The 15,759-nt window shown below is 58.3% G+C and carries 16 protein-coding genes; 12 read left to right on the top strand and 4 right to left on the bottom strand.

What is annotated here, in order from left to right; translation table 11 throughout:
• Positions 1–9 precede the first annotated feature (9 nt).
• The 4 genes from AC0TOF_RS05450 to AC0TOF_RS05465 are packed head-to-tail and all read left to right on the top strand — an operon-like array spanning position 10 to position 4,800.
• Complete coding sequence (locus AC0TOF_RS05450) at positions 10–1,290, top strand: CpaE/TadZ family protein (RefSeq protein ID WP_473767470.1); 1,281 nt, start codon at positions 10–12, stop codon at positions 1,288–1,290.
• Positions 1,291–1,302: 12 nt separating this feature from the next.
• On the top strand, positions 1,303–2,781 hold the full coding sequence (locus AC0TOF_RS05455) for a CpaF family protein (RefSeq protein ID WP_473767471.1): 1,479 nt from the start codon (positions 1,303–1,305) through the stop codon (positions 2,779–2,781).
• Positions 2,778–3,788 (top strand): type II secretion system F family protein, encoded by a 1,011-nt coding sequence (locus AC0TOF_RS05460; RefSeq protein WP_473767472.1) that lies wholly within the window; start codon positions 2,778–2,780, stop codon positions 3,786–3,788. Before AC0TOF_RS05455 ends, AC0TOF_RS05460 begins: the two co-directional genes overlap by 4 nt.
• Before the next feature lie 10 nt (positions 3,789–3,798).
• On the top strand, positions 3,799–4,800 hold the full coding sequence (locus tag AC0TOF_RS05465) for a type II secretion system F family protein (RefSeq protein ID WP_473767473.1): 1,002 nt from the start codon (positions 3,799–3,801) through the stop codon (positions 4,798–4,800).
• Positions 4,801–4,810: 10 nt separating this feature from the next.
• Here the strand turns inward: AC0TOF_RS05465 and AC0TOF_RS05470 are convergent, their stop codons facing one another.
• A complete protein-coding gene (locus AC0TOF_RS05470) occupies positions 4,811–5,617 on the bottom strand; it encodes a tetratricopeptide repeat protein (RefSeq protein ID WP_473767474.1) in 807 nt (268 codons plus the stop codon).
• 353 nt (positions 5,618–5,970) lie between these two features.
• On the opposite strand from AC0TOF_RS05470, the gene AC0TOF_RS05475 reads away from it, so the two are divergent.
• The 4 genes from AC0TOF_RS05475 to AC0TOF_RS05490 all read left to right on the top strand — a co-directional run bounded on the left by AC0TOF_RS05475 (position 5,971) and on the right by AC0TOF_RS05490 (position 9,496).
• Entirely contained in the window at positions 5,971–7,353 is a 1,383-nt protein-coding gene (locus AC0TOF_RS05475) for a leucyl aminopeptidase family protein (protein WP_473767475.1), read from the top strand.
• Between the two features lie 74 nt (positions 7,354–7,427).
• A complete protein-coding gene (locus AC0TOF_RS05480; RefSeq protein WP_010657792.1) occupies positions 7,428–7,778 on the top strand; it encodes a MarR family transcriptional regulator in 351 nt (116 codons plus the stop codon).
• Between the two features lie 2 nt (positions 7,779–7,780).
• Positions 7,781–8,635 (top strand): C40 family peptidase, encoded by an 855-nt coding sequence (locus AC0TOF_RS05485; RefSeq protein ID WP_473767514.1) that lies wholly within the window; start codon positions 7,781–7,783, stop codon positions 8,633–8,635.
• Positions 8,636–8,653: 18 nt separating this feature from the next.
• Entirely contained in the window at positions 8,654–9,496 is an 843-nt protein-coding gene (locus AC0TOF_RS05490) for an alpha/beta fold hydrolase (protein ID WP_473767476.1), read from the top strand.
• Here the strand turns inward: AC0TOF_RS05490 and AC0TOF_RS05495 are convergent.
• Complete coding sequence (locus AC0TOF_RS05495; RefSeq protein WP_122002909.1) at positions 9,493–10,497, bottom strand: 2-hydroxyacid dehydrogenase; 1,005 nt, start codon at positions 10,495–10,497, stop codon at positions 9,493–9,495. The two genes, AC0TOF_RS05490 and AC0TOF_RS05495, sit on opposite strands and share 4 nt — an antisense overlap.
• Positions 10,498–10,936: 439 nt before the next feature.
• On the opposite strand from AC0TOF_RS05495, the gene AC0TOF_RS05500 reads away from it, so the two are divergent.
• Complete coding sequence (locus AC0TOF_RS05500; protein WP_122002908.1) at positions 10,937–11,509, top strand: SH3 domain-containing protein; 573 nt, start codon at positions 10,937–10,939, stop codon at positions 11,507–11,509.
• A 184-nt stretch (positions 11,510–11,693) separates the two neighbouring features.
• Positions 11,694–12,143: a GNAT family N-acetyltransferase gene (locus AC0TOF_RS05505; RefSeq protein WP_473767477.1), complete on the top strand. Its 450-nt coding sequence runs from the start codon at positions 11,694–11,696 to the stop codon at positions 12,141–12,143.
• 41 nt (positions 12,144–12,184) lie between these two features.
• Here AC0TOF_RS05505 and AC0TOF_RS05510 read toward each other — a convergent pair whose 3' ends face one another.
• Positions 12,185–12,964 (bottom strand): MetQ/NlpA family ABC transporter substrate-binding protein, encoded by a 780-nt coding sequence (locus tag AC0TOF_RS05510; protein ID WP_122002906.1) that lies wholly within the window; start codon positions 12,962–12,964, stop codon positions 12,185–12,187.
• A 176-nt stretch (positions 12,965–13,140) separates the two neighbouring features.
• The gene (irrA, locus tag AC0TOF_RS05515; protein ID WP_122002905.1) at positions 13,141–13,578 is read right to left on the bottom strand and encodes an iron response transcriptional regulator IrrA; all 438 of its coding nucleotides are present in this window, start codon (positions 13,576–13,578) and stop codon (positions 13,141–13,143) included.
• A gap of 264 nt (positions 13,579–13,842) precedes the next feature.
• Between irrA and fabA the strand changes: the two genes are divergently transcribed.
• Both fabA and fabB read left to right on the top strand, forming a co-directional pair.
• Complete coding sequence (gene fabA / locus AC0TOF_RS05520) at positions 13,843–14,361, top strand: 3-hydroxyacyl-[acyl-carrier-protein] dehydratase FabA (RefSeq protein WP_006473091.1); 519 nt, start codon at positions 13,843–13,845, stop codon at positions 14,359–14,361.
• 162 nt (positions 14,362–14,523) lie between these two features.
• The gene (gene fabB, locus AC0TOF_RS05525) at positions 14,524–15,747 is read left to right on the top strand and encodes a beta-ketoacyl-ACP synthase I (protein WP_121981301.1); all 1,224 of its coding nucleotides are present in this window, start codon (positions 14,524–14,526) and stop codon (positions 15,745–15,747) included.
• Positions 15,748–15,759 lie beyond the last annotated feature (12 nt).

The raw sequence follows: 15,759 nt of genomic DNA on the forward strand, positions 1-15,759 counted from the left end.
GAGGGCGCCATGAGCAACTTCGCGTTCGAACCGGAGGAAGAAGCGCCGGAAACAGGTCGTGCGCCGATCATGCTTGAAAATGTGCGTCCAATCCCGCGCATTTCCATCCAGGCTTTCTGCGTGAACGAAAGCGTCGCCATTCCGATTGAGCGCGCAGGCGGCGACCGGCGCATGGCAAAGACCCATCTGAAAGTGATGATGGGCGGCATTGCGGCTGCAATCGAATTCTATCAGACCGCTTCCACGCCCAATCTGATCATCGTCGAATCGGCGTCCGAACCCAATGTGCTGCTTGAAGAATTGCAGCAGTTGTCGGAGGTCTGCGATCCCGGCTCGAAGGTCATGGTCATCGGCCATTCCAACGAAGTCTGGCTTTATCGCGAATTGCTGCGGCGCGGCGTTTCGGAATATATCGTAGCGCCTGTTTCACTCGCTGACATTCTGGCCATCGTGTCCTCGATCTTTCTCGATCCCGGCGCGGAACCGCTCGGCCGCTCCATCGCATTTATCGGCGCGAAAGGCGGCGTCGGCGCATCGACCATCGCCCATAACGTCGCCTGGTCGATTTCCAATATGTTCCGGCACGATGTGGTGCTGGCGGATATGGACCTGCCATTCGGCACGGCAAACATCAATTTCGATCAGGACCCGACGCTCGGTATTGCCGATGCCGTCTTTTCGCCGGAACGCATTGACGAGGTCTATCTCGACCGGCTGCTCGTCCAATATGGCGACCATCTGTCGATCCTCGCGGCACCGTCGAGCCTGGAGCGGACATTCGACTTCGCCGAAGACGCCTTTGCCGAATTGATCGACGTTGCCCAGCGCAATTCTCCGCTGGTCGTGCTGGACGTGGCGCATGGCTGGAGCGGATGGACACGGACCACCTTGATGCGCGTCGATGAAGTCGTGATCGTCGCAACGCCCGATCTTGCCAATCTTCGCAATACGAAGAACCTCCTCGACACGCTGGCGCAACTGCGCCCCAACGATGTGAAGCCGCATCTGGTGCTGAACCAGATGGGCATTCCGAAGCGACCGGAAATCGCACTCGCCGATTTTGCCGAACCGCTCGGCATCGATCCAATCGCCACCATCGACTTCGATCCGCAACTTTTCGGCAATGCCGCCAATAATGGCCGGATGATCGCAGAGACCAATCCCGAAAGCCCGGTTGCCGAAGCCGTCAGCCATATCGCGCATGTGGTGACCGGCAGGGCTGATGTGCAACCGCGCAAGAAAAGCGGCATTTCGGGCCTTCTCGGCAAGTTTGCACGCAAAACCAGGTAACGGCAGGGAATCATGTTCGGCAGAAGAGGTAACGATGCGGGAAACGGACCGGAAAGCGGAAAGCGACCGCCCGCGCCCAAACCTGCCACGCCTGCTGCAATGCCCGCATCGACCCTGCCAACAGCGCAATCGTCCCGGATGCAGGCAGCCATTCCTTCGACGCCAGCGAAATCCCCCATCCAGGCTGGCACGCAAGGACGTGAAAAGACCGAGAGCTATTACGACACCAAATCGCAGGTCTTCTCGGCACTGATCGATACGATCGACCTGTCGCAATTGTCCCGCATGGCGCCGGATGCCGCGCGCGAGGAAATCCGCGATATCGTCAATGACATTATCGCCATCAAGAACTTTGTCATGTCGATTGCCGAGCAGGAAGAACTGCTCGACGACATCTGCAATGACGTGCTGGGCTATGGTCCGCTGGAGCCGCTTCTTTCCCGCGACGACATTGCCGATATCATGGTGAACGGTTCGCGCCGCACCTATATCGAAGTGGATGGCCTGCTGCAGGAAACCGGCATTCGTTTCCGCGACAACCAGCAGCTTCTCAACATCTGCCAGCGCATCGTGAGCCAGGTGGGACGCCGCGTCGATGAATCGAGCCCGATCTGCGATGCCCGCCTGCCGGACGGTTCGCGCGTCAACGTCATCGCGCCACCGCTGTCGCTCGACGGTCCAACCCTCACCATCCGCAAGTTCCGCAAGGACAAGCTGACGCTCGACCAGCTGGTGCGGTTCGGCGCCATATCGAATGCCGGGGCCGAACTCTTGCAGATCATCAGCCGGGTGCGCTGCAATGTCATCATTTCCGGCGGCACCGGCTCGGGCAAGACCACGCTTTTGAACTGCCTGACACGCTATATCGACACGCATGAACGCATCATCACCTGCGAGGATTCGGCTGAACTGCAATTGCAGCAGCCGCATGTGGTGCGTCTGGAAACCCGCCCGCCCAATCTGGAAGGCGAAGGCGAGGTCACCATGCGCGATCTGGTCAAGAACTGCCTGCGCATGCGTCCCGAACGCATCATTGTCGGCGAAGTGCGCGGTCCTGAAGTGTTCGATCTCCTGCAAGCGATGAATACGGGCCATGACGGTTCGATGGGCACGATCCACGCAAACAGCCCGCGCGAATGCCTCAACCGCATGGAAGCCATGATCGCCATGGGCGGCTATGTGCTGCCGCAAAAGACCGTGCGCGAGATCATCGTCGGTTCGGTCGATATCATCATCCAGGCGGCACGCCTGCGCGACGGCTCACGCCGCATCACCCATATTACGGAAGTGGTTGGACTGGAAGGCGATGTCATCACCACCCAGGATCTCGTTCTCTACGATATCAAGGGCGAAGACGCTTCCGGCCGCATTCTCGGCAGCCATAGCTCGACCGGCATCGGGCGTCCCGCCTTCTGGGAGCGCGCCCGCTACTATAATGAGGACAGCCGCCTTGCCTCCGTGCTCGACAGCATGGAAAGGGCCAATGCATGACGGGGCCGACCAGCGTTGCGATGTTCGTGGTGCTTGCCGTCATTGCCTGTGCTGCTTTGTTCTATGCGCTCTTTTACGACAAGCTCGGCAAGAAGGATCAAGCGGCGCGGCGCTTTGAGACCGTACGCAACAGCGGCTCGGAACGGGCGATTACGCGCAGCGAGCGCGACAGAAACGCCGACATCCAGAAGCGCCGCAAACAGCTGCAGGACAATATCAAGGATCTGGAAGCCCGGCAAAAGCAGCGTGAGAAGAACCAGAAATACCCGCCTCTGCGCATCCTGCTGACGCAGGCAGGACTCAATCTCACCTTGCAGAAATTCTATCTCTATTCCGGCGCTGCGGCCTTTCTTGTCACTTTCATCGCGCTGCTTTTCGGCGCCCCGCTGCTTTTCCTGCCGGGTATCGCCGTTGCCGGTTTCTTCGGCCTGCCGCGCTGGTTCGTGCTGCACCGGCGCAAGCAGCGGCTGAAGAAGTTCCTTGAGGAATTTCCCAATGCGCTCGACGTCATCGTGCGCGCAACCCGCGCCGGGCTTCCGCTCAATGACGGCTTGCGGCTCATTGCGAGTGAGGCTGTGGAACCGGTCAAGAGCGAGTTCAAGAAGGTGGTCGAGGCGCAACAGATCGGGCTTTCCATCCCCGAAGCGGTCGGCAAGATGCCCGATTCCATGCCCTGCCCCGAAACAAACTTCTTCGCCATCGTCATCCAGATACAGGCACAGGCGGGCGGCAATCTTTCTGAGGCGCTCAATAACCTGTCAAAGGTTCTGCGCGACCGCAAGAAGATGAAGGCCAAGGTCAATGCGCTCTCCATGGAAGCCAAGGCTTCAGCTGCGATTATCGGCGCCTTGCCATTCATCGTCATGGTTCTCGTCTATCTGACGAGCCCGCAATATATGACACTGCTTTTCACGTCTTCGACCGGCCACATGCTGCTCGGCATTGCGGCTGTCCTGATGCTGACCGGCATCTTCATCATGAAGAACATGATCAACTTCGATATGTGAGGCATCGGAAATGATTTCTCTCCTCACACAGAAATTGTCCGATCCGCAATTTCTGATCGGCGTCCTGATTACCGTCGCGGTTTTTGCAACCGTGGTGACGATCCTTATGCCGGTGCTGAGCGGCAGCGCGCTCAAATCGCGCATGAAGTCGGTCGCCATCGAACGAGAAGCCATTCGTTCGCGCGAGCGGGCCCGCCTCGCCGCCGAAAGCGACCGTCGCAGCAGCCTGCGTCATCAACAGAAGCAGGGCATCCGGGAATTTGTTGAAAAACTCGATCTCAAACGCGCACTGGCCGACGAAAAGACGATCGCTTCGCTCAGGCAGGCGGGCTTCCGGGGACAAAATCCGCTCAACATCTTCCTGTTCCTGCGTTTCGTGCTGCCTTTCGGGGCAATGGCCATTGCCGCCATCTATATTTTCATGCTCGGCGTGCTTGCCGATCAAACATTCTTCGTTCGCCTACTCGTCTGCATTTTTGCTGGCTATGCCGGCTTCTATGCGCCCAATCTCTATGTTTCGAACAGGGCGACCAAGCGGAAGCAATCCATCCGGCGGGCATGGCCGGATGCGCTCGACCTGATGCTGATCTGCGTTGAATCGGGCATGTCCACGGAAGCGGCCTTTCGCCGGGTGGCCGACGAAATCGGCATCCAGTCCGTCGAGCTTGCCGAAGAACTCATGCTGACCAATGCCGAGCTTTCCTTCCTGCCGGAGCGCCGTCAGGCCTATGAAAATCTCGCCAATCGCACGGGTCTGGAACCGGTTAAATCCGTAACGCAGGCCCTGATCCAGGCCGAGCGTTACGGCACGCCGGTGGCGCAGGCGCTGCGCACGCTTTCTCAGGAAAGCCGCGACCTGCGTCTGCTGGAAGCCGAAAAGAAGGCTGCGGCCCTGCCGCCAAAACTCACCGTGCCGATGATCGTTTTCTTCCTGCCGGTGCTCTTTATCGTCATCCTCGGCCCTGCCTTCATCCAGATTTCGGCGCAAGGCGGATTGTTCGGCGGCAACTGATAAAGAAGCTTCAGCCCTTCGGCTTGTCCTTGAGCATGTTCCAGGAGTTCTGCTGGGCCAGCATGGAGCGGAGATAATCCGTATTGGCCTTGGCCTGCTGCGGAGAAATCTCCTGCGCGGCAATCGCCTCCGCTTCCTGAAAGCGGCCTTGCAGGCCGACCGACAGGGCCAGGTTCTGGCGCACGCGGCTATCGGCACCGGGAGCGGCTGCGGCCTGCTTGAAATAGGTTTCCGCCGTCCGCGCATCACCCGCCAGCAGATAGGACATGCCCATATTGGAGATGATTGATGGTTCATTCGGCTGAAGCTGCAGCGCCTTTTGATAGGTCGCGCGGGCTTCTTCCTTCCGGCCCATCTGGTCGAGAATGGCACCTTCTGCAGAAACCAGTTTCCAGTCGGGATAGGCCGGGTTCTGCGCGCGGCGAATGGCGTCGAGCGCGCCGTCGAACTGCCCAGCACCAGCAAGCGCCTTGCCATAGGCGGCAAGAACAGCCTGATCCTTCGGATAGACGATGGCAAGCGCCCGCATGACGGCAAGCGCCTGATCGTTGCGGCCAAGGCGCGCCAGCACATTGGCGTAATTGAGCGCCGTCTGGCGATCCTTCGGATTGCGTTCATATTGCGCGCCGAGCCGCCCGGCCATGGCTGCAAGCTGCGCGTCGTTCATGTGATCGAAAGTGGCGACGGTTGCGGCGCGGCGCACCGATCCGGTCGTGGTCCGGTCTACCGATGTGCAGCCGGAAAGCAGAAACGCCGAAAGAATACAGGCGAAGCCAAGACGTGTTGCGATGGCGTCTTTTCGAGCGATATTCAGCATCCCGCCTCTCCCGCTAAAGCGTGTCGCGCTTCAGTTTGTTATTTCCCGGCATGTCTCCCGAAGCCGGTTTCCGCTTTCGGGAGGCAAGCTGGAAGGCCGGACGATACGCCCGCCCCCCATCAAGCCCAATTCCTGCCAAATCAATAATCTGTTAACCCTAATGATTGGTTAATAAAGCGATTGCGGTTTTGGTTTCCGCGCGGCAATAATCGCGCTATCTGTTTGTTTTAGCGCGCATCTTGTCCGAAAGCAGTTTCACACTTTTCGGGATGCGCTATTTGTTTGTTTTTGTGAACTTCCGACAAAATCCAAGCGCTTTTGCCGGACATCGCTTACTGGCCAGAAAGAGCATCATGTCTGTCGAACTTCTCTCCCGAAAATCCGAACAAAGCCGTCCGATCTGGTTTACGCCGAAAGGCGGCCTGGACACTTCCGGCCTTCCCGCCGGGGCCATTGCGTGGGCCAGAACCAACGGTTTTGATGGCGAGGCCGGACGCGTGCTCCTCCTTCCCGGTGCAGACGGGTCGTTATCGGGTGCACTGTTTGGAACCGGAGACGCGGAAAAGGGCAGCCAGTCGCAGCTTCTCGCCGGAAAGCTCGCCCGCAGTCTGCCAGAAGGGGACTGGCATTTTGAAGGCGCTGTCGATGATGCAGCGCTCGCCGTTCTTGGCTTTCTGATGGGCGGCTATAATTTCACGCGCTATCGCAAGGCCAATGGCAAGGCGATCCGCCTGGCCTTGCCTGAGGGTCTGGATGAAGCCGAAGTCCGTCGCATCGCCAGTGCAGTCACACTGGTGCGCGACCTCATCAACACGCCAACCAACGATATGGGGCCGGATGCGCTCGAAAATGCCGCCCGCGAACTGGCGAAGAAATATAAGGCTGACATTGCCGTCATCGAAGGCGATGCGCTTCTGGAGAAGAATTTTCCCATGATCCACGCGGTCGGTCGTGCTGGCGCTATCGCGCCACGCCTGATCGATCTTGGCTGGGGCAAAGCAGGCGATCCAAAAATCACGCTGGTTGGCAAGGGTGTCTGCTTCGATACGGGCGGTCTCGACATCAAACCGGCAAGCGGCATGCTCCTGATGAAGAAAGACATGGGTGGAGCCGCCAATGTGCTGGGCCTCGCCTCCATGATCATGGATGCACAACTGCCGGTGCGGCTGCGCGTGTTGATCCCGGCGGTGGAGAATTCGATTGCCGGAAATGCGTTCCGGCCAGGCGACGTGCTGCAAAGCCGCAAGGGGCTGACTGTCGAAATCGGCAATACCGATGCGGAAGGCCGCCTGGTTCTTGCCGACGCGCTTGCGCTTGCCGATGAAGAAGAGCCTGCACTCCTCATTGACATGGCGACCCTGACGGGGGCTGCGCGTGTCGCGCTCGGGCCCGATCTGCCGCCCTTCTATACGCATGATGACGGGCTTGCCGCTTCGATTGCGCACAACGCGGATGCAACGGCGGACCCGCTGTGGCGGATGCCGCTTTGGAAGCCCTATGCGCAAAAACTCTCCTCGCGGATTGCCGACCTCAATAATGTCACCACCGACGGTTTCGCCGGATCGGTGACGGCTGCACTCTTCCTCGACAGATTTGTCGAGAAGGCTGAAAAATGGGCGCATTTCGACATTTTCGGCTGGGTTCCGGTCGAAAAACCCGCCTCGCCGGTCGGCGGCGAAGCGCAAGCCATTCGCGCTCTTTACCAGCTTTTGAAAGAACGCTACCCGGCACGCTGAATCCGCTTGCCTGAAACGCCGAAAGCAGATTGAATAAAACGGTTCCGAAACAATCCCCATTTTGGTGGAGCCGGATGCCAATTGAGCTGAAGCCGTTGCAGGCGCTGACATTGCTGAGAACCCTGTCGCTGGAACAGGTGCGCGACGAGATGCCCGATCTCACCACGCGACAGGCAGCCATTTTGCTCACCATCTATCTGGAGCCCCCGCCGCATACGGTTCGGGGGCTCGCCGCAAAGCTGAATGTCACCAAACCGGTTATTACCCGCGCGCTCGACACGATGGGCGCGCTCGAACTTGTTTCCCGGCATCGTGATGAAAAAGACCGGCGAAATGTGCTAGTAAAGAGAACGGTCGCCGGTGCACTTTATGTTGAAAGACTGGGTGATCTGGTGATCGCCAAAGCCAGGGAGTTACCACTTTGACCATGCTCGACCGCCGCCTCAATGCCTACCGCCCCGACCTCGCCGACGAACGGCTGACCGGTCAGGTGGAAGCGGCGCGTTTTGCGGCGGGAACGCCGATGAAGGTTTCCGCCCCGGTTGTCGATCTGCGTTCCGAACCGCGCATGGATAGCGGACCGCAGACTCAGATGATCTTTGGGGATTCTGTCTGCGTCTTCGAGGAAATGGACGGCTGGTCGTGGGTTCAGGCGGAGCGCGACGGCTATACCGGCTACGTCTCCGCTGCCGCGCTGGAACGCCCGGCGGGCGATGCCACGCATATGGTGGTGGTGCCGCGCACCTTTGTTTATCCCGGCGCTGACCTCCGCTTGCCCCACACCAAGGCGCTGTCGCTCGGTTCACGCACGCGCATCGTCGGCGCGGCCGAGACGCGCGGTACGAAATATGCCGTTCTGGAAAGCGGCGAGACGCTGATCGCAAGTCATCTTGCCCCAATCGGCGAACATGCGGCGGACTATGTGGCCGTCGCGGAAACCCTTCTTCACACGCCCTATCTGTGGGGTGGCACCTCGGGCTTCGGCATCGACTGCTCCGGCCTCGTGCAGCTTTCCATGTGGGTGGCAGGCCGAAAAGCTCTGCGCGATTCCGACATGCAACAGGCCTCGCTTGGCGAAATCGTCGAGCCTGATGCTGCTTATTCGAACCTCAAGCGCGGCGATCTCGTCTTCTGGAAGGGTCATGTCGCCATCTGCGCATCGCCCGACATGCTGATCCACGCGAGCGGCCATACGATGACGGTTACGCTGGAACCGCTACAGGAGGCGATCAAGCGCATCGCCTATCTCTACGATCTGCCGACACTCATCCGCAGACCCTGAAAATGAGACCGGGGACCGATGAAGGGAACGATGACAATGACGATAGCCGCCCTGCTGGTCGGCTTTGCCTTGTCTTTTCCTTCCACCGTCTCGACTGAGAGAATTGCGCGCATGACCATTCCCGCGTCACCTGCCGCCTTTGCCGAAGTCAACGGCATCGAAATGTATTACCGGATCGTCGGCAAGGGCCCGCCTATCCTGCTCATTGCCGGCGGCTTGTCCGACCAGCATGTATGGGATGCGCAGCTACCGATTCTTGCGCGCCATCACACCGTCATCGTTGCCGACAGTCGCGGACAGGGACGCTCCAGCCGCACCAGGGAGCCGATCACCTACGGCTTGATGGCCGACGACTATGTGGCGCTGCTGGATTTTCTCAACATCGACAAGGTTGATCTTGTCGGCTGGAGCGACGGCGGCATTATCGGCCTCGATATCGCCATGCGTTATCCCGAACGGCTGAAAAGCCTGTTTGCGCAAGCGGCGAACGTGACGCCTGACGGCAATACCGGCTATGTCGAAGCGCGGTCCAAAGGAAAACCGATACCGGAACTGCGCCATTACGAGAGCATCGACAAGGAAATCCATGCACTGTGGGCAAATGAGCCGAACTATACGGATAAGGATTTGTCCGATATCCGGGTGCGCACGGCGATTGTGATCGGCGACCGCGATACCGCCATCACGCGTGAACATACGGAATTCATCGCCAGCCAGATACCGGGCGCGCAACTGATCATCCTGCCCGACGCCGGGCACGGCGTTCCGGTAGAAAATCCGCGCCTTTATGCGCATACGGTCCTGCGTTTCATCGACAACAAGAACGCCGAAGAAACGCAGACCGCGAGCCGGAAAAATTAAATCCGGTTCGGCAACACGCGGTCGGGCGGACGATGCCCGTCGACAAAAGCCTTGATATTGATGATGACCTTGTCGCCCATATCGATGCGGCCTTCCATGGTGGCCGAACCCATATGCGGCAGCAGGACGACCTTGCCTTTTTCGGCAAGGGCCAGCAGGCGCGGATTGACCGCCGGTTCGTTCTCGAACACGTCCAGCCCTGCCCCGGCGAGCTTGCCCTGTTCAATCAGCTCGATCAGAGCATTCTCATCGATGATCTGGCCGCGCGCCGTATTGACCATATAGGCGGTCGGCTGCATCAGGGCGATGCGGCGAGCAGACAGCAGATGGAACGTGGCAGGCGTCGACGGGCAGTTGACCGAAATGATGTCCATCCGGGCCAGCATCTGGTCCAGACTATCCCAGTAGGTCGCTTCCAGCTCTTCCTCGACCTGCGGATTGACGCGATTGCGATTGTGATAGTGAATGGAAAGCCCGAAAGCCTTGGCGCGGCGGGCGACAGCCGTGCCGATGCGCCCCATGCCGACAATGCCGAGGCGCTTGCCCCAGATGCGCCGCCCGAGCATCCAGGTCGGCGACCAGCCCGGCCATTGCCCATGACGCTCGTTGAGGACGTTCGCGCCTTCCACCAGACGCCTTGGCACCGAAAGCAGCAGCGCCAGCGTCATGTCCGCAGTGTCCTCGGTGAGCACCTTTGGCGTATTGGTAACAGTGATGCCACGCTTTGCAGCGGCTGCGACATCGATATTGTCCACGCCATTGCCGAAATTTGCGATGAGCTTGAGATTGGGGCCAGCCTGTTCGATCGCCGCCGCGTCGATGACATCCGTGATGCAGGGCACCAGAACGTCCGCTTCCTTCATCGCAGCGATGATTTCCGGCTGATTCATGCGGTGGTCGTCTATGTTCAGACGCGCATCAAACAGTTCCCGCATCCGGGTTTCCACTGGGTCCGGCAATTTTCGCGTAAGAACGACCAGCGGTTTCTTCTTGTTCGACATCTCCACCCCATCGTTGAGCAAAGCCCCCCGGAACAGCCTGTATTGTAAACAACGGACAGGTTGCGCTCCAAGGAATTTCCTGCACATTCCCAGCGGAAAACCGACTCCCACTTTTCCGGGAAATGCGTTAACCGAAGCTTCATGTTGAGACCTCCTTAACCAAGGCGGTGCAATATGGGATATTGCTTCGGCTGAACATCTCTATCAAGGCGAAGCGATAAAGACAAAGAAAAACCGGAAACTTTAGATGCCGCTTGGAAAATCCACAGTGATTTTCCAAAAATGTGCAATTAAAATCAAATAATTAGGTCGTACATTGATCTGTTGCACACAGATGGAAGCACGATCTGAAAACAGGACGGCAACGTCGCCTCGCAGCCCCCTTCAACTGCTGAAGCCGCTACCGTTCTGTCGTGACAGGACGGCGAGAGGTCGCAGTTTGTACAGAGTACTTTCGCAACGCTTTTTGATGGCCACGCTTGGCTGTCTGGCATTTTTTCTCATTCTGGCGCCGCTCGGCGCTTCGCATAGCCATGGCGCGCAGGCCGCAGAGTCAGCAGGCACAACCGTCGGCGCGAGCGGACTGCCGGTGCCGCGTTTCGTCAGCCTTAAACCCGCGCGCGTCAATCTGCGCATCGGGCCGGGGCGCGACTATGCGGTTTCCTGGCTTTTCATGAAGGCAGGGCTGCCGGTCGAGATCATCCAGGAATATGACAACTGGCGTCGTATTCGCGATGCGGACGGCACGGAAGGTTGGGTCTACCAGTCGCTTTTATCCGGCAAACGAACCGCCATCACGGCTCCCTGGCTCAAGAACAATCAGGGTTCGATGATCAATATGCGCCGCGAGGCCAGCGATACGGCAGGACTTGCCGCCGAAATCGAGCCGGGCGTGATCGGTACGGTGCGCGAGTGCACCGGCCAATGGTGTCGGGTTGACATGGGTGGCGTGCGCGGCTGGATAAAGCAATCGGATCTCTGGGGCGTTTATCCGGGCGAAGTCTTCGACTAGCCCTCCCCCATTGGATTGGATAGCGGAACCGGCCAAACTTGACTTCGCCCGGCTCGGACCGATATTGTGAAGCGGTTGAATTTCGAAGGAGTTTTATGCGCAGACGTTCATCGCTGCCGTTTTAACGGATTTGAACCCACCCGCGTGGTGGAATTTTTGCGTATATCCAAAACTCTGGAAAATCATGAAAAATCACGAAGTGACAATCCGTGCCTATAAGGCATCGGATAAACCATCCTTATCGTCCATCTGGTATCGTGCCTCCCTGAAAGCCCATTCTTTTCTCGGAGAAGATCGACTTCAACAGCAGCGCCAGCTTATCGAAGACGTCTATCTCGAAAAGGCGGAAACATGGGTTGCCACGATTGATGGCAGGCCAGCCGGTTTTATTGGCCTTCTGGATTGCTTCATCGGCGGGCTGTTTGTCGATCCCGACCTTCAAGGCTCTGGTGTGGGCCAAACTCTGCTCCGCCACGCCTTGGCATTGAAGAGCGAGTTATCGCTTGAAGTCTATGCCGACAACGAGCGGGCCTGTCGTTTCTATAGCCGCATGGGCTTCAAGGTAATTGGCGAGCGGTCGGAAGATGACGAAGGCCTCCCCTTCCGCAACATTCGGATGGAGCTGAAAAGCTGACAAGCGAGCGGGGCGAAAATCGCCCCGCTTCCTCAGAATTATTACCAGGCAGGAATCACCGATCCCTTGAACGTTGTGGCGATGAATTCCTTCACCTCATTGCTGTGATAGGATGAGATCAGGGTTTTCACCCAGTCGGCATCCTTGTCTGCGGTGCGAACGACGAGAATATTGATGTAAGGCGCCTTTTCGCCTTCCCGCACCAGCGGATCGGTTGCCGGGTTCAGGCCGGCTTCCATGGCATAATTGGTGTTGATGACGGCAGCATCGACATCTTCCATCGAACGCGGAAGCTGCGCCGCATCAAGTTCCACGAATTTCAGCTTCTTCGTGTTCTCGACGATATCGAGGGCGCTGACCTTCAGCCCCTTGGCCGGATCGAGCTTGATGATGCCGTTTTCAGCCAGAACGAGCAAAGCACGGCCGCCATTGGTCGGATCGTTGGGGATTGCAATCGTCGCGCCGTCGGCCAGTTCGGAGATATTCTTCAGTTTCTTCGAATAAACGCCCATCGGGAAATTGACCGTCTCGGCAACCATCACGATGTCGAAGCCGCGATCAGCGACCTGATTGTCGAGATAAGGCTTGTGCTGGAACGAATTTGCTTCCAGCGCGCCATCCGCGAGCGCCATGTTCGGAATGACATAGTCCGAGAACTCCTGAATATCGAGTTCAAGGCCGTTCTTCTCGGCGACTTCCTTGACCTTTTCCATGATCTGGGCGTGCGGCCCCGGCGTAACTCCGATCCGGACGGTCTTGGCAAAGGCGCTGCCAGCGGTAAAAACGGCGAGAATGGTCGCAGCGACGAGTAGTTTACGCATGATTTCTCCTTGAAAGGTGTACAGCCGAAACCTGGGAGGCGATTCAGCCTGAGCGAGGGAACTTTACCTCTTTTCAGCCCCATGCGATCCAATAGGCAACAAAAAAGCGGCCATCGCCGCTTTCTTTTCAATCCGCTGATAGATGCCCGTCGCTATCGGCTCATTATTGGCCTCTGTTACTGGGTCTTGCGGCGCAGGCGAACGATAATATCGACATTGACGATTTCCATGCCGTCCGGCGCATCCGGCATGTTGGCAACGGTCGGCTGCCCCTTCTCACCATGCGGAATATCGAACACGACATTTTCTCCTTCAAGGAAGAAATGCTGGTGGTCCGAGATATTCGTATCGAAATAGGTCTTCGAGCCTTCGACCGCGATGATGCGCAGCATACCGGCTTCGGTGAACTGGTGCAGCGTGTTGTAGACCGTCGCCAGAGACACCGGCACGTCGGCCATGACGGCCTCTTCGTGAAGGTCTTCCGCAGACAGATGGCGATCGCCCTGGGCGAAGATCAGGCTCGCAAGCGCAACGCGCTGGCGCGTCGGACGCAGGCCCGCGCGGCGGAGCTGCTCTTCCATCGAGACCGTCGAGTGGGTATGTGAAGACTGCATATTCACCGTTGGTTCCGTCACAAGCTTGTAGCAAAATCATCAATCGTCAAACGGGCTGTTGCCCATTGCATACTGACATTGATATATGCCGTTGCGAAATAACTATCAATAGCCTTGGGAATTGCGCGGTTTTTCGGATAAACCCCGGATTAATCCAATGCATGATTTTACTGCCGGAAACAGTCTATGGTAGGGATGTTCCGGTGAAACCTACAATCGGGCCGGATTGCCGGTCGATACAGAATGAACCTCAAGGGAGGCGTAATGGCAGAACAGAAATCAAGCTACGGGTATGAAGAACTCCTGGCCTGCGCACGTGGCGAGATGTTCGGCCCCGGCAATGCTCAGCTTCCCCTGCCTCCGATGCTGATGGTCCATCGCATCACCGATATTTCCGAAACCGGTGGCGAGTTCGACAAGGGCTATATCCGCGCTGAATATGACGTGCGGCCGGACGACTGGTATTTCCCGTGCCATTTCATGGGCAATCCGATCATGCCGGGCTGCCTTGGCCTCGACGGCATGTGGCAGCTGACCGGCTTCTTCCTCGGTTGGCTGGGCGAACCGGGCCGCGGCATGGCGCTCTCCACCGGCGAAGTGAAGTTCAAGGGCATGGTGCGCCCGCATACCAAGCTTCTTGAATATGGCATTGATTTCAAGCGTGTCATGCGCGGCCGCCTCGTGCTTGGCACGGCTGACGGCTGGCTGAAAGCCGATGGCGAAACCATCTACCGGGCAACCGATCTGCGCGTCGGCCTGTCCAAGGACAGCGAGGGCCAGTAAGGCGCCTCAGTCACCATCATCCACGAGCGCGACTGCAAAAAAGTGAACAGTTTTCATGCGGCCGCGCTCAAAACATGCGAAGATCGCACCTATGTAACCGCGAACAGGCGGCAATCCGCATGACGGACACGCCCTCACGGATCAGGTGTAAAGGAGAACGCGATGCGGCGTGTGGTCGTAACGGGTATGGGGATCGTATCCTCGATTGGCAACAATACCGAAGAGGTGACGGCTTCGCTTCGTGAAGCAAAATCCGGCATCTCCCGGGCTGAGGAATATGCCGAGCTCGGTTTCCGCTGCCAGGTGCACGGGGCCCCGAATATCGACGTCGAAGCCCTCGTCGACCGGCGCGCAATGCGTTTCCACGGCCGTGGCACGGCCTGGAACCACATTGCCATGGATCAGGCGATTGCAGATGCCGGACTTTCCGAAGAGGAAGTTTCCAACGATCGCACCGGTATCATCATGGGGTCCGGCGGTCCTTCGACCCGCACGATTGTCGATAGTGCCGACATCACCCGCGAAAAGGGTCCGAAGCGCGTCGGCCCGTTCGCCGTGCCGAAAGCCATGAGCTCGACGGCCTCCGCAACGCTTGCAACCTTCTTCAAGATCAAGGGCATCAACTATTCGATCTCCTCGGCCTGCGCCACGTCGAACCATTGCATCGGCAACGCGTTCGAAATGATCCAGTATGGCAAGCAGGACCGCATGTTCGCAGGCGGCTGCGAAGATCTCGACTGGACGCTTTCCGTTCTGTTCGACGCTATGGGCGCCATGTCGACCAAATATAACGACACGCCTTCCACCGCATCGCGCGCCTATGACAAGAACCGCGATGGTTTTGTGATTGCAGGCGGCGCTGGCGTTCTGGTGCTGGAAGACCTCGAAACGGCGCTGGCACGCGGCGCCAAGATTTATGGCGAGATCGTCGGTTACGGCGCAACCTCCGACGGCTATGACATGGTGGCTCCATCCGGCGAAGGTGCTATCCGCTGCATGAAGATGGCGCTTTCGACAGTCAAGACCAAGATCGACTACATCAATCCGCACGCCACCTCGACGCCTGCCGGCGATGCTCCTGAAATCGAAGCCATCCGTCAGGTCTTCGGCTCGGGCGATGCATGCCCGCCGATCGCCGCGACCAAGTCTCTGACCGGCCACTCGCTGGGTGCGACGGGCGTGCAGGAAGCCATCTATTCGCTTTTGATGATGCAGAACAATTTCATTTGCGAAAGCGCACATATCGAAGAACTGGACCCTGCCTTCGCGGACATGCCTATCGTTCGCAAGCGCATTGACAACGCTCAGCTCAACACCGTGCTCTCCAACTCCTTCGGATTTGGCGGCACCAATGCGACGCTGGTTTTCCAGCGTTACCAGGGCTGAGGGAGAGGGAAA

The organism is Ochrobactrum sp. PL_is501, assembly GCF_055816895.1.

Excerpts from the sequence above, each read along its gene's own strand:
- AC0TOF_RS05450 (WP_473767470.1), top strand. The coding sequence starts at position 10 with ATGAGCAACTTCGCGTTCGAACCGGAGGAAGAAGCGCCGGAAACAGGT.
- AC0TOF_RS05455 (WP_473767471.1), top strand. The coding sequence starts at position 1,303 with ATGTTCGGCAGAAGAGGTAACGATGCGGGAAACGGACCGGAAAGCGGA.
- AC0TOF_RS05460 (WP_473767472.1), top strand. The coding sequence starts at position 2,778 with ATGACGGGGCCGACCAGCGTTGCGATGTTCGTGGTGCTTGCCGTCATT.
- AC0TOF_RS05465 (WP_473767473.1), top strand. The coding sequence starts at position 3,799 with ATGATTTCTCTCCTCACACAGAAATTGTCCGATCCGCAATTTCTGATC.
- AC0TOF_RS05470 (WP_473767474.1), bottom strand. The coding sequence starts at position 5,617 with ATGCTGAATATCGCTCGAAAAGACGCCATCGCAACACGTCTTGGCTTC.
- AC0TOF_RS05475 (WP_473767475.1), top strand. The coding sequence starts at position 5,971 with ATGTCTGTCGAACTTCTCTCCCGAAAATCCGAACAAAGCCGTCCGATC.
- AC0TOF_RS05480 (WP_010657792.1), top strand. The coding sequence starts at position 7,428 with ATGCCAATTGAGCTGAAGCCGTTGCAGGCGCTGACATTGCTGAGAACC.
- AC0TOF_RS05485 (WP_473767514.1), top strand. The coding sequence starts at position 7,781 with ATGCTCGACCGCCGCCTCAATGCCTACCGCCCCGACCTCGCCGACGAA.
- AC0TOF_RS05490 (WP_473767476.1), top strand. The coding sequence starts at position 8,654 with ATGAAGGGAACGATGACAATGACGATAGCCGCCCTGCTGGTCGGCTTT.
- AC0TOF_RS05495 (WP_122002909.1), bottom strand. The coding sequence starts at position 10,497 with ATGTCGAACAAGAAGAAACCGCTGGTCGTTCTTACGCGAAAATTGCCG.
- AC0TOF_RS05505 (WP_473767477.1), top strand. The coding sequence starts at position 11,694 with ATGAAAAATCACGAAGTGACAATCCGTGCCTATAAGGCATCGGATAAA.
- AC0TOF_RS05510 (WP_122002906.1), bottom strand. The coding sequence starts at position 12,964 with ATGCGTAAACTACTCGTCGCTGCGACCATTCTCGCCGTTTTTACCGCT.
- irrA (WP_122002905.1), bottom strand. The coding sequence starts at position 13,578 with ATGCAGTCTTCACATACCCACTCGACGGTCTCGATGGAAGAGCAGCTC.
- fabA (WP_006473091.1), top strand. The coding sequence starts at position 13,843 with ATGGCAGAACAGAAATCAAGCTACGGGTATGAAGAACTCCTGGCCTGC.
- fabB (WP_121981301.1), top strand. The coding sequence starts at position 14,524 with ATGCGGCGTGTGGTCGTAACGGGTATGGGGATCGTATCCTCGATTGGC.